Below are 14,019 nucleotides of genomic sequence, written 5' to 3' on the forward strand. Positions count from 1 at the left end.
CTTTATATATCGACAACATGGAACTTTTAAAAAAAGAGCTAATCAGTATGTACAACTCCTCTAGTTCATAAAATAAAAATATGAATAGTGGAATTTTACGTACATACTAATTTAGCTGCCCCATCGTTTACTTGGTTTTAGTTTTTTAATTTATCTCTTAATACCATCGGTAAAATACCGCCATGTCGATAATAATCGATTTCGACTTCAGAATCAAAACGAACTAATGCTTCAAATGTTGTTTTGTTACCTTCTTCATCCATTGCTGTTACTTTTACATAATCTTGCGGCTTGACTGTTTCATCTAAATTCACATGATATGTTTCTTTTCCTGTTAATCCTAAAGATTCGGCGTTTTCTCCGTCTTTAAACTGAAGCGGCAGCACACCCATTAAGACAAGATTGGAACGGTGAATCCGCTCAAAGCTTTCTGCAATGACTGTTTTTATACCTAAAAGGTTCGTACCTTTTGCTGCCCAGTCACGTGAAGAGCCCATCCCGTAATCTTTACCTGCAATAACCATTAATCCTGTTCCGTCTTGTTTATATTTCATACATGCATCATAAATAGACATGATTTCTCCTGTTGGCCAGTAAGTAGTATAACCGCCTTCTGTTCCAGGAGCAATTTTATTGCGAATACGAATGTTGGCAAATGTTCCTCTCATCATTACCTCATGGTTCCCCCTGCGAGATCCATAAGAGTTAAATTCACGAGGTTCAACACCGTTTTCTTTTAAATACTTGCCGGCAGGAGTATTGATGCCAATTGCACCTGCTGGAGAAATATGATCTGTTGTAACAGAATCGCCGAATTTCCCAACTATTTTTAATCCTTTTAATGGAAGCACTTTATTTGGCTCAGGTGTTAATCCTTCAAAGAATGGCGGGTTTTGAATATAAGTGGATGTTTCATCAAATGTGTACAATGGATCACTATTTGTTTGAATGTCATTCCAACGTTTATTATCATCAAATACTCGCTCATATTCTTTTTTAAATAGTTCAGGTGTCACGGTACGGTGAACCACTTCATTTACTTCTTCAGTAGATGGCCATATATCTTGGAAAAATACATCATTGCCATCTTTATCTTTTCCGATTGCTTCTTTCTGCAAATCAATATTTACCGTTCCTGCCAAAGCATATGCTACTACTAATGGCGGTGAAGCAAGATAGTTTGCTTTTACAAGCGGATGGATGCGTCCTTCAAAGTTGCGGTTACCAGATAAAACACTTGTAACAAGTAAATCAGAATCCGCTACAGCCTTTTCAATTTCTTCAAGTAACGGACCAGAGTTTCCAATACATGTTGTACAACCATAGCCAACAAGATTAAAGCCGATTTGTTCTAAATATGGCAATAGTCCAGAATCTCGCAAATATCCAGTTACTACTTTTGAACCTGGCGCTAATGATGTTTTCACAAATTTAGGGACTTCCATACCAAGTTCTACTGCTTTTTTCGCAACTAGTCCTGCACCTACTAATACGTATGGATTAGATGTATTGGTACAGCTTGTAATCGCAGCAATGGCAACTGATCCTGTTTTCATCGTTGTCTTGTCGCCATTCGTAAAATCAACGACCACTTTTTTGTCGAATTCTTCCTTTTTTAAACCAAAACCTTGATTTCCTTCTGGCGCAGTCACTGAATCAACAAATGATTGCTGCATTTTTGATAATGGAATCAAATCTTGAGGTCTTTTTGGCCCAGATAGGTTTGCTTCTATTGCAGAAAGGTTTATTTCTACCACATCTGAATAAACTGGTTCTAAAGCAGGATTAAAAAATAATCCATTTTCTTTGCAGTATGCTTCTACTACTTTAATTTGTTCTTCAGATCGTCCAGTTAAACGCATATAGGTGAGAGATTCTTCATCAACAGGGAAAAATCCGCAAGTTGCTCCATATTCAGGTGCCATATTTGCAATGGTCGCACGATCAGCAAGTGGCAGCTGCGTGACACCAGGACCGAAGAACTCTACAAATTTTCCAACTACCCCTTTGCTTCTTAACACTTGCGTTACTTTTAAAGCAAGGTCTGTAGCTGTTGAACCATTTGGCATATCACCGACAAGTTTGACCCCTACTACTTCCGGCACTGGGAAATAAGAAGGCTGACCTAACATGCCTGCTTCTGCTTCAATTCCACCAACACCCCATCCAAGCACACCGATACCATTTATCATGGTCGTATGTGAATCAGTTCCTACTAAAGTATCAGGGAATGCTTCAAACTCGCCAGCATCGGTTTCATTAACATGAACAACGCTTGCTAAATATTCTAAGTTTACTTGGTGCACAATACCGGTTGCTGGCGGTACAGCACGATAATTGTCAAATGCTTTTTTAGCCCAGCTTAAAAATTGGTAGCGTTCTGCATTGCGTTCAAATTCCAAATCCATATTTGCTTTTAATGCATCAGGTGTACCAAATTTATCTACTTGGACACTATGGTCAATAACTAAATCTACTGGTTTTTCAGGATTAATTTTATCTGGGTCTCCTCCAAGATCAGCCATCGCTTTACGCAAAGATGCTAAGTCAACGACAGCTGGAACGCCAGTGAAATCTTGTAAAATTACCCGTGAAGGTTTAAATGGAACATCGATTGCTTGCACTTTATCTGTTCCCCATTTTGCTAAGTTTTCAACGTGTTCTTCTTTAATTACAAATCCATCCATTTGTCTTAACACGGATTCTAATAGAACTTTAATAGAATACGGCAAGTTGGAAACTTTACCGATTCCAGCTTCTTCTAAAGCAGCTAATTGATAATAATGATAACGCTTCCCATCCAATTCAAATGATTTTCGAGCATTAAATATATCTTTTGCCATATGTATTACCCCCTCTATGTAATCATATACCAATAATAGAATAATAGTCGAACAATTCGTACTTTTCATCCGTTCTATTCCCTATTTACTGCTTTTAATTTTAATATAACTTTATTCATAAGTAAATTATAATAAAGTTATCATTTATAATAAGATAATCTTATGTTATTGCAACTGAAGGAAATATATAGATGACAAACAAAAGCCAGACAACTCTACCTAACAAAATTTAGTTAGATATTGTCTGACTTGTTAGTCGTTTACTTTTTAAATGTCGTTTACCTCATCTACTATTGTTTTTAAATCTTTTTGAAATGTTTCTAATTGTTCTCTTTGATGTTCAGAAGCAACTTCTAATGCATTTTCAATTTGTGCATATGTTTCGTTAATTTCTTGTTTTAAATGCTTTAATTGATGTCCATAGCTTGCAGAATCTTTGACAATATCTTCATATAATGTTTTTGTTTCAATTAAGCCTCTTTGAGCTGCTTGAAACGCTTGTTGTTTATTTTTTGGATATAACATGGAATTCCTCCTAAATATATTAAAGTGTTTCCTCACATATTAAAAAAAGGCTCTGTTAAACTTGCCTATTGATTGCAGCGAGAGGCGTTCGCTTTCCGCGGGCGGTTCGGGAGCTTTCTCGGCGCTGTGCGCCTGTGGGGTCTCCCTTTGACTCGCTTTTTGCCGCAGGAGTCTTCACGCCTTCCGCTCCAATCAACAACGTATCAAAATCAACAATTAGCTTTAACACAGCATTAAAAAAATCTACTTTCTATATAAAAAACTCTACCGTTAAAATGTGCAAGAGTTCAAAAAAATATTCGGTATAAACTGATGATATTTCTACATTCTAATAAAAGGAGGGATGTTATATGAATAAAAATGACAGTAAAGATATGCGCAAAAATGCTCCAAAAGGCCACCAAACTGGACAACCAGAACCGTTAAGCGGCAGTAAAAAAGTAAAAAATCGAAATCATACTCGTCAAAAGCATAACAGCAGCCATGATATGTAAAATCACTTTTCTTAGGAGAAGCCTTTTCTTCTCCTAAGGCTATCGGAAAACGATTGTATAAAAAGTGAAGCGTTTGTCAGTTTAAAATCTTTTTACACACTGAAAAATAAAGAACCCGTTATCTTTAGTACATGACATTCTCCTTTGATTCACATCTTCCTTTTTAACAGAATAAGATGTGTAATAATAAGGAGGATTTACTATGAATAACAAGAAAAAACCTTCGAAATGGAATGGTGAAATGGAAGAATGGTTAAAAGAATTTTTTTTAGATCCTTTCACCACATATTTAGATGAAACGGAATTCAGAATTGATATATACGAAACAGATACTAGTTATATTGTAGAGGCATTGTTACGTGATTACTCCAAAGAAAATATTACGATCACAGCAGAAAATAACTTTATCACCATCTTCGCTTTTTCTCCCTTAAATTCACAGACGATTAAAAAACAACGAACGATATTTTTTCCGTTTTCGGTTGATACAAAAAAAATAACAGCCGTTTTTACTTGTGACATTTTGGAGATTTTTGTTTGCAAACATTCTATTTGTACACGCCAAAATAAACTTATTCCTATTCATTAAAATTATTTAGATGCCATATTTTCCCCAATAATACTTTTTCAATTGATAATACTGAAAGCCTCTTGCAGCATGTATCGCCTTTTTTGCATGTAACTGTGCTTCTTCCATTTGTCCTAGCATTTCTGCTTGCTCGGCAAAAATAGATTCCTTCATCCACTTTCGTTTCATATTCATTAATGGTTGAGCTTTTACGAATGGTCCTTCTTTTTTCAGAAGAAATAATGTTTGATAATACAAACGGTATTGCGGTGATTTTAGTTTATTTATTTCGTCTTCCATTCCTTTCATATTATTAAAATAAAAAGAAAAAAGGACCGTAAAATAAGCATAGTTCTTTTTGTTTGTTTTTATTGTTACCAGTTTGCGGTAAGATTCGATCACTCCTTTATCATCATGGTTAGTTAAAGAATATAAAAAACGATAATATGGACTCTCCAGCCTTTTTTGCAAAAAGGTATGAATTGCGTGCTCATCTGTACTAATATAGGCATTAACTATCCCATGAATAAGAAATACGATAATTAATATAGAGTCTATTATTTCTTTTAATCCAAAATAAGCAGTAAAATATGTACCCATAAAAGACCCTCCTTCCTACCTAATCGTCAGATGCTGATTATCCCTTATCAGCAAACCAGGCATGAGCCAATAATCTAATGCCCTCTTCTATCTCTTCTTTCATTATTCCTCCAAAACCGAATATGATCGGGTATGTTTGCCTTCCTTTTTCTCTCCAATAATATTGTTCTGCAGAGTAAATGTTAATGTTGAATAACTTTGCTTTTTCGCAAAGTTTGTCTGGATCATTCCCTTTAATGAAAACCAATAAATGCAACCCTGAATTTTCTCCAATAATCTCTACCTTATTGCCCATATATTTTTTTATACTTCGCACTAATATTGTCCGTTTTTCTTCATATACTTTGCGCATTTTACGAAGATGCCGGTCAAACTCCCCTTTTTGCATAAACAAAGAAAGTGCTTTTTGAATGATAGGAGAAGCTGCCTGCGATTCAACATGTTCATTAGCATGTTTTAATAAACTTTGTGGCAACACCGTATAACTTACTCTAGCAGCAGGCAAAAATGACTTAGAAAAGGTGCCTAAATAAATGACTCGATCATTTGTATCCAATCCTTTTAAGCTTGGAACCGGGGCCCCTTCATAACGAAACTCACTATCATAATCATCTTCTATAATATAAGCATTATTAGCGTTAGCCCATTGCAGCAATTGCATCCGTTTAGCAATTGGCATGATCAAACCTAATGGAAACTGATGGGATGGTGTTACATAAGCTAGATGACAGTTGCTATTTTTTAAACATTCGACACTATACCCATCCTCTACAGATACTGGAATATCATGCAAATAGCATCCTTCCTTTTGAAAGACCTTTTTCACCCCATCATATCCTGGGTTCTCCATTGCCACTTGCAGAGATGGCTTAATAAAAGAAAGTATTTGCTTGATTGCATTTCGTGTACCTGCAGTAATCATAATTTGCTGAGGATCGCATATGATTCCTCTTGCCTTATATAAATATTTGCTGATTTCTACTCGCAATGGATAGTATCCTTTTTTATCCCCATATAACATGACTTCTTTTTCTAAAGAATCGATGCTTTCTGCGATATTTTTTTTCCAAGCTTTTAATGGAAAATGGCATAAATCAATGTCACCATACTCAAATTCAATCATGTGTTCTTCTGTTGTTGGTTGTTCCAATGGAATAGGAAGTGGTTTCAAATTTCGTTCCGGAATCGTTACGTTATCCCCCAGTTTCAAAGCCCAAAAACCTTTTTTCTGTTTACTCTCCACATAACCTTCTGCCAATAATTGCTGATATGCCTCATTTATCGTATTTTTACTCACCTTTAACATTTCCGACAACTGTCTAATAGAAGGAAGTTTTGTTCCTTCCTTTATATTGCCAGTTAATATTTCTTTTCGATAATATTCATATACTTGCATGTAAAGTGGCGATTTAGTCTCTTTTTGTAAAAACATGTTTCCCCCTCTAATCTGTACCTATTAAAATTTTATTTCTGTCACTTTTCTATAAGACATATATTTTTTACAATAAGTGTAACATACATAGAAAGGAAGAAAAAGGATATGAATAAAATGAGATTCTCTACAAGAGAAATAACTGATCAACAGGCGATTGAAGCATTTTTGCATACTGCAAGAACGGGATACCTTGGTTTAACAGACGGAGTAGAGCCCTATGTTATTCCATTAAATTTTATTTGGCATCAAAACACGATTTATTTTCATGGAGCAAATGCTGGCAGAAAAGTACGGATTATTGAGAAAAATAATCACGCTTGTTTTACACTTAGTGACGATCTAGGGACAATATGCCACCCTGTTCCAGCACACACAGATACCGCTTATAAAAGTGCTATCGTATTTGGAAAGGTGAAAAAAGTAGAAGATGTATTAGAATGCACAGAAGTAATGCAAAAAATGCTCGAAAAGTATGTCCCTGGCTACTATGATCGTCCATTATCTTCATCACATGTGGAAAAATATCAATCTTCATTAGGAAGCCGAACAGTTGTCTACCAATTGATTCCCGAAAAAATAACAGGAAAGGAAAATCCGCTGCAGGAAGAAAATAAATTCACTCCTGGCAGAACGGTACAGATGGATAGGAACAATTAGAATAGTTTTTTTCCTTTCTTTTCTATAAAAACTTATATGAAGCTGACTCGCCTGCATGATATTAATATTTTAGGAAAAATAAAAATAGAATGAAGTCTAGTTTTCTACTGCTACTTCTAGTATGATGAAACGTATGAATTACTTTTTTAATAAAGCGAGGATAATGATACATGAGTTTATTAAATGTTGAAAATTTAAGTCATACATTTGGGGATCGAACATTATTTAAAGATGTTTCTTTCCGCCTTTTAGCAGAAGATCATATTGGCTTAGTAGGAGCAAACGGTGTCGGTAAATCGACATTAATGAATATTATTACAGGTCAGCTTATCCATGATGGTGGAAAAGTCGAATGGATTCCTAGTGTTCAGTATGGCTATTTAGATCAGCACACTGTTCTTACACCAGGAAAAACGATTAGAGACGTATTAAAAGATGCCTTCCTGCCTCTTTTTAAAGAAGAAGAAAAATTAAATGAAGTAACTGCGAAAATGAGCGATGCTACTCCAGAGGAATTGGAAGCTTTACTAGAAGAAATGGGCAAAATTCAAGATAAATTGGACGCTGGTGGATTTTATACACTTGATATAAAAATTGAAGAAGCTGCACGCGGTTTAGGCTTGGATGCAATTGGACTCGATCGCGATGTATCCGCACTCAGTGGTGGACAAAGAACAAAAGTATTGCTTGCAAAACTTTTGTTAGAACAGCCAGAAGTATTATTATTAGACGAACCAACCAACTATTTAGATGTTGAGCATATTAAATGGTTGACATCGTATTTAAAAGAATACCCGTATGCTTTTCTGCTAATTTCACATGATACGGAATTTATGAATCAAGTATCTAATGTGATTTTTCATCTTGAGTTTTCTAAATTAACAAGATACACGGCAAGTTACGATAAATTTTTAGAACTTGCTGAGATTAATAAAAACCAGCATATAAACGCCTATGAAAAACAACAGGAGTTTATTAAAAAGCAAGAGGATTTTATCAGCAAAAACAAAGCGCGCTACTCAACAACTGGTCGTGCAAAAAGTAGACAAAAACAATTAGATCGTATGGAACGCATTGATCGTCCGGAGACGGCCGTTAAACCGACCTTTGAGTTTAAAGAAGCTCGCGGAAGCAGCCGATATGTGTTTGAAGGGAAAGATTTTGAAATTGGCTATACACATCCCCTTCTGCCTAAAATGTCGATTTCGATTGAACGCGGCGAAAAAATTGCAATCGTTGGCTGCAATGGTGTCGGGAAATCCACTTTATTAAAAACAATGCTTGGAAAAATCGATCCAATTAGCGGAAAAATCGAACGTGGCGACTTTCTATATCCATCTTACTTTGAACAAGAAGTAAACGCAGGAAATATGACGCCGATTGATGATGTTTGGAATGCTTTCCCTATTATGGATCAACATCAAGTTCGTGCTGCTCTTGCACGCTGTGGATTAAAAAATGAGCATATTTCAAGACCTCTGAACCAATTAAGCGGTGGTGAACAAGCAAAAGTACGCTTATGCAAACTATTAATGGAAGAAAGCAACTGGATATTATTTGATGAACCAACGAACCATTTAGATGTAGTTGCAAAAGAAGAATTAAAAAGAGCGTTAAAGGCATATAAAGGGACGATTGTCCTTGTTTGCCATGAACCGGATTTTTATGAAGATTGGGTAACAAAAGTTTGGGATGTAGAAGCTTGGTCTAATCAAAATGCTTAAATAAAGAAGAAAAGCGCAGCTGTTACATACAGTTCTGCGCCTTTTTTCATGGCGGAAAATATTATTTTTTTCGTATTTTTTTCATGTATAAACAAATACTACCAATGATGTAAATTTAATTGGAGGTTTGTTTTCATGAAATGGATTCTTTCTATATTATTTGTTTATGTTTGCTGCACTTTTTCAAGTGCTGCATTAGCAGCTCCATCCGAAACAGAAGTTGCCGCACTTGCCAAATCATTAGGATGGACAACAGAAGATTTAGAAAACTACTTGTCTTTTAAAGAAATAAAGCTCGACGATTTTGATAATATAAAGGAATTAAAGGAGTGTTTAGGAACTCCAATTACCCCTGATTCACTTGAGCAATTATTACAATCCTATAATTTGACAAGAGAAGAGTTAGATATTTTATTAGCAGGTTTTCACGAAACAGTCCAAGATTTCTGGTTTATAGAAGACTTGGATGTTGCAATTGACTTTTATCAAAACCATGAACAAACAATGGAAAATCTAGAACAATTTCTAATTAGTGTTGGTATAACGGAAAAAGAAAAAAAACAATTGTACGACCATTTTAAACAATTAGATGCAAAAGTTTTACAAGATAAAGTGTATGAATGGAAAGAAACATTAGAGACGATTGATTCCCTTGATCAAGAAGAGCCATTAACAACAAAACAACAAGGGCAATTAATTTCCCTTTGGAAAAATATGATGGATACCCTCGGATTACAGCCTATGTTTTACACGGTAGATGATAATGGAAAACGTTCAGCATTAAAACCGCAACACTTCTTAGATCATATAACTGATGATACTGTAGCATTGGAGCTACATGACGAAAAAGAAAAATTAGTAATGGATACGGTTATTTCACCTGAAAAATTATCCAGCCGTTTTGCTGTTGATGCTGCGGATAAAGTGGTTCGTCTTACTGAACTAAGCAGCGAGCTATCTACCTTGTATTATTCCCAATTGCCGAATACAGCTTCCAATCACCCATTGTTCCTTTTTCTTGGATATCTGTTCCTTTTAGTTGGCGTTCTATATATTTTTTTGAAAAGAAATAAAAAAATTCATGATAAATAATCGGTTTCTTTCTTCTAGATGGATCGGGTACTGTTGTCTTTTTATTGGAGGCTTGCTTGTTTTTTATCATGGTGGTTTGCTTTTAAAAAGTGAGATTCCATTACGTATTCCAGATAAACAATTTAACAAAATGGAGAAGCAAGAGTTAAATACGCGGAAGTTTTATAAAGAAGGAGCATGGATCGGCGCTATTTATTTACCATCTGTAGATCAGTCTATCGATATTTATGAAGGAACGAATGATAAAGTATTAAATAAAGGAATCGGTCATTTTACTAGAAGTTCTTTTCCAGGAGAACAAAATAATAGTGTATTATCAGGGCATCGAGATACTTTTTTTCGTGTATTAAAGGATGTAAAACGAAATGATTTTATTTCGATCCAAACAGTTTATGGAGCATTTTATTATAAAGTAAGAAAAATTGATATCGTATCTGCTGATAGCCGAGACATTTTAACTCCAAAATCAAGACCTGTCTTAACATTAACTACTTGTTATCCATTCTATTTTATTGGTGATGCACCACAACGATATATCATTACAGCAGATCTAATTAAATCTGTCGACGCTACATTATGAATGGTTAAGGAGGATATAATAAAGCAAAAATACTGCTTATTAACATCCTCCAACCTTCATTTTTCCATTAACCTAAAAAACGTGTATCATTGATTATTGCCACCTTGATAAAGATTTTCTTATTTTATTCTTCCATTCTGTTACCTTCAACATAAATTTCCCGCCGCTTTTTTGCTTTTGCATTTCATAAAAACTTGCAACAATGATGAGAACACTTCCAGCTATAAGAAGATAAGCCCACCATGGGAAATTTCCCCAATACGGTCTTGTTTGCAGCATAACATTTAGCAAAAGCACGATGATGCCAATAAAGAAATACGATTTATATTTATAATAAAATCCGCAAATAACAGAAAGTACAGATAAGCTTCCAACGATAATAGCATCAGTAATAGTGGCAGTTTGCAGTGCATCTATAATTAAAAAATAGGAAACGAGCAGTAAAATCCCCCACTCTACCTTGTTGATTATATGGATATAGTTTCCCTTTACAATTTTTTTGCTAATAATGACCATTAATACCCAGGGAAGCACGATACTTTCTTTTGAAAAATAATATGGTATCGACAATTGCTCTATTATTGCATAATACGGCTGCAGCAAATAGACAACTGCTGCTAGCACAGGAACCCACGCTATCTTTTGTGGTACTCTTCCTTTTTGGATAAATAAAGTGACTGAAATAAATAAACCGGGAAGAATCTTTCCCCAAACAAAATCGATATTGAAAGAATATAAATAGACAAAAATCACAATACTTGTAAAACTATAAAAATCAAGATAAGCTCCTTCCCTATTATAGACAGTTTTATAAGCACATGATCCTATAAATACAAGCAATACACCGATCACACTGTAAAGCAAAAATTGATCCATCGCCATCATATTAATGGAATATACAAGCCGTTCTGTGCCTGCTACTAACATGATAAGACCAGCTATACTGAAGTAATGCTTTTTTGATATATACATAAGCAGTAAATATATAGAAATATAACATAATACCACAATATAAGCAGTTGTAGAAAATGCCGAAGTGATGATCCAACATCCAATCCCAATGATGGACAAAGGGATAAAGAAATAGATTACCGCTTCTTTATTCAGTTTTTGGAACAAAACATAAACAATAAATAATAGAATGCTAGTTAATAAAAAGGCTTGAGAAAATGCACCGCCTCCAGCAACATCTTTTTGAATGGTATTTGCAAAAAATAAAAAGAAACAACAGTAACAAGCATATTGGAAAAGAATTTTCATCCAATTTGACTTTACAATAAACAGACTAATCAAATAAGCACATAAAGCATATAAAAAATGCATATACATCCCATTTCCATTGGTAACATAATCTACGGAAATCGAAATCAACAAATATACATGAGCAAGAATAATAAATGGACGTTTAAACAGTTGTTCTTTTACCATCCATCTTAAGACAAATAGTACAACCCAGCCATATGTGTGCCATTTCATTTGCATGGACTCAGATTGTGCAAATATGTCTGATATACAGGCAAAATAGGTCATCGTGGCAACTATACTGATTAACCAGGCTACCAACTCATCCTTCCTTGCTTGATAAAATGCGATAAAAACGAGTATGCCTACAGCGTATATGCATGTTCGTGTCCAATCACCATAAACTGGATATGTCAACGACACAAATATAGCGATAATATACAACCCTTGCCCAATTAAAAAGCTATTTCGTTTTAAAACCAGATCATTCTTAAAAAAGAATGTTTTAGTTGCTAATAAAATAACACTTGAAACGGCAATGTTGAATGCCATCCCCTTATTTCCTAAAAATGAAAAAGATTCACCAAAAGCAAAATAAGCAGCAGCAAAACATAACGGAATCAAATATCGTAAAACGGACAAATAAAATACAGACCAACCTTCTTTTTTTACAAGTATAAAACTAAACCCTAACAGAAGGAATAAACAGCCCACATACCATTTTCCTAAATAAAAGATTCCCGAGACTAAAGCGAAACAAATCATCATTCCTAATCCAATTGTTGCAGAGCTGTACTTAATTTTTTTAAATATTTTAATACGATTATAAAATCCCAAAAGAGCGAACAAAACGAAGCCAATACTATATAAAGTAATCAGTGCTGATTGAAACGACGTAATAACATCATATTTTAAAGCAACTTGACATAAGGAGAAACCGATAAATACAGCAGGTAAATATTTTAAGATCTTAACTTCTAACTTATATACAAGATAAGTAAATTGACAAGCTATCAATAAATATGTGATTGCTATTACGATAGAACCTTGAGAAATAATTCCCATGTTAAATGACTGACTATATACAAAAGTTAAGACAATTACAACAACACTTGTAATCTCCCACGTTTTCCCCCAGCTTATAGAGCCTTTTAGAACTGATCCAAACATCAAAATGATCAAAACTACACATGCAAAAAGAAGCGGACTCCAATTATAAAAAAGATCGGTTGTAAAAATTCTATAACATCCAATAACAAACATTAATGTTACAAAAACATGATACTGCTTAAATTTTGTTTCATATAAAATGCCAAAATATAAGACACTTAACAATAAAAAATTTATTCCGTGTAATATTGCACCTCCATAAAATATCGATAAACAAATAGTAGTAAGGACAAGATGAATCTGCGTATAAATGGGCAGTTCTCTTCCAAACCTCTTTACCCACTTCTTCTCTTTCCATTTAGAGAGAATGATGATCAAAAGGCTATTATATCCGATAAAAAAGAAGAAAAATAAATTCTCTGATACGTGTAAGCTTAATAAAAAGAAAGCTGCCATACAAGAAATCGTGGCTAATGTTACGACACGAAAAAAACGGGAAAGAAGCAAATTGGCTAAATAATAGTAAATTGGTATCAAGCAGGCAGTACCTATCACACCAAGGAGATAGTTTCCCTCTCCCTCAAAAGATAAATAATTTCCTAATAATTCAAACCAACTAACTGATAATATACCAATTGGTAAAAAGAAACTTCCTAACACAAAAAAAGCAAAAGCTGTTTTTTCTATTTTTACTATTTTTTTTGCAAATACAGCAAATCCGTAAAAAAGAAACGAAACGAAAAAGATCGAGCCTGCTTTCATCCATCCTGTCATACTATCCCAATTGCTTGTAGCAACAAATAATCCGCCAATTAATAGTAATAGTACACCAATATATAATAAAAACCCGATATTTCTTTCACGCAGCTGCTCTGCTGTGCGGACTTTTTTTTCTTTTTGTTTTTTCGGAGATGACTCTTTCCTTTCTTTTTGATTTGCTAATTTAATAGATGCATCTGATGTTATTTTCTTGTCTTCATAAAATGTATGATACGCATGTAATACATGGTCATGTTCTGCAGTTGTTATGTATTGATGGATATGCAGCTGTTTTAATTCGGATGTAAAGATATCTTTTTTGCCTTGTTCAGCAGACATTTTTCCCCCACCTCTTCCTGATAAATTCAACACAAAAACAATTAATTTATA

Annotated in this window: 11 protein-coding genes; 6 read left to right on the forward strand and 5 right to left on the reverse strand. The window is 34.3% G+C overall.

Annotated features, from left to right (window positions below; genetic code table 11):
- Positions 1 to 137: 137 nt before the first annotated feature.
- Positions 138 to 2,843 carry an aconitate hydratase AcnA gene (gene acnA / locus ACTXGU_RS20305; RefSeq protein ID WP_443483347.1) on the reverse strand — a complete coding sequence of 902 codons (2,706 nt, stop codon included), beginning with the start codon at positions 2,841 to 2,843 and terminating at the stop codon, positions 138 to 140.
- 267 nt (positions 2,844 to 3,110) lie between these two features.
- Positions 3,111 to 3,368, reverse strand: a complete 258-nt coding sequence (locus ACTXGU_RS20310; protein WP_443483348.1) for a hypothetical protein — start codon at positions 3,366 to 3,368, stop codon at positions 3,111 to 3,113.
- Positions 3,369 to 3,718: 350 nt separating this feature from the next.
- On the opposite strand from ACTXGU_RS20310, the gene ACTXGU_RS20315 reads away from it, so the two are divergent.
- Both ACTXGU_RS20315 and ACTXGU_RS20320 read left to right on the forward strand, forming a co-directional pair.
- The gene (locus ACTXGU_RS20315) at positions 3,719 to 3,862 is read left to right on the forward strand and encodes a small acid-soluble spore protein P (protein ID WP_443483349.1); all 144 of its coding nucleotides are present in this window, start codon (positions 3,719 to 3,721) and stop codon (positions 3,860 to 3,862) included.
- 202 nt (positions 3,863 to 4,064) lie between these two features.
- Positions 4,065 to 4,451 (forward strand): Hsp20/alpha crystallin family protein, encoded by a 387-nt coding sequence (locus tag ACTXGU_RS20320; protein WP_443483350.1) that lies wholly within the window; start codon positions 4,065 to 4,067, stop codon positions 4,449 to 4,451.
- Positions 4,452 to 4,457: 6 nt separating this feature from the next.
- Here the strand turns inward: ACTXGU_RS20320 and ACTXGU_RS20325 are convergent, their stop codons facing one another.
- Both ACTXGU_RS20325 and pdxR read right to left on the reverse strand, forming a co-directional pair.
- Positions 4,458 to 5,030: a hypothetical protein gene (locus ACTXGU_RS20325; protein ID WP_443483351.1), complete on the reverse strand. Its 573-nt coding sequence runs from the start codon at positions 5,028 to 5,030 to the stop codon at positions 4,458 to 4,460.
- A gap of 37 nt (positions 5,031 to 5,067) precedes the next feature.
- A complete protein-coding gene (gene pdxR, locus ACTXGU_RS20330) occupies positions 5,068 to 6,462 on the reverse strand; it encodes a MocR-like pyridoxine biosynthesis transcription factor PdxR (RefSeq protein WP_443483352.1) in 1,395 nt (464 codons plus the stop codon).
- A 108-nt stretch (positions 6,463 to 6,570) separates the two neighbouring features.
- Here pdxR and ACTXGU_RS20335 point away from each other — a divergent pair, with 108 nt between their 5' ends.
- From ACTXGU_RS20335 to ACTXGU_RS20350, 4 genes are all read left to right on the forward strand, one after another.
- On the forward strand, positions 6,571 to 7,122 hold the full coding sequence (locus ACTXGU_RS20335; protein ID WP_443483353.1) for a pyridoxamine 5'-phosphate oxidase family protein: 552 nt from the start codon (positions 6,571 to 6,573) through the stop codon (positions 7,120 to 7,122).
- A 170-nt stretch (positions 7,123 to 7,292) separates the two neighbouring features.
- On the forward strand, positions 7,293 to 8,846 hold the full coding sequence (locus ACTXGU_RS20340) for an ABC-F family ATP-binding cassette domain-containing protein (RefSeq protein WP_443483354.1): 1,554 nt from the start codon (positions 7,293 to 7,295) through the stop codon (positions 8,844 to 8,846).
- Between the two features lie 135 nt (positions 8,847 to 8,981).
- On the forward strand, positions 8,982 to 9,938 hold the full coding sequence (locus ACTXGU_RS20345) for a processed acidic surface protein (RefSeq protein WP_443483355.1): 957 nt from the start codon (positions 8,982 to 8,984) through the stop codon (positions 9,936 to 9,938).
- Between the two features lie 52 nt (positions 9,939 to 9,990).
- Positions 9,991 to 10,518: a sortase gene (locus ACTXGU_RS20350; RefSeq protein WP_443483356.1), complete on the forward strand. Its 528-nt coding sequence runs from the start codon at positions 9,991 to 9,993 to the stop codon at positions 10,516 to 10,518.
- 93 nt (positions 10,519 to 10,611) lie between these two features.
- On the opposite strand, the gene ACTXGU_RS20355 is transcribed toward ACTXGU_RS20350, so the two are convergent.
- The gene (locus ACTXGU_RS20355) at positions 10,612 to 13,968 is read right to left on the reverse strand and encodes a hypothetical protein (protein ID WP_443483357.1); all 3,357 of its coding nucleotides are present in this window, start codon (positions 13,966 to 13,968) and stop codon (positions 10,612 to 10,614) included.
- Positions 13,969 to 14,019 lie beyond the last annotated feature (51 nt).

Source organism: Niallia sp. 01092 (assembly GCF_052318935.1).
In the GTDB taxonomy this organism is placed as follows: Bacteria; Bacillota; Bacilli; order Bacillales; family Cytobacillaceae; genus Niallia.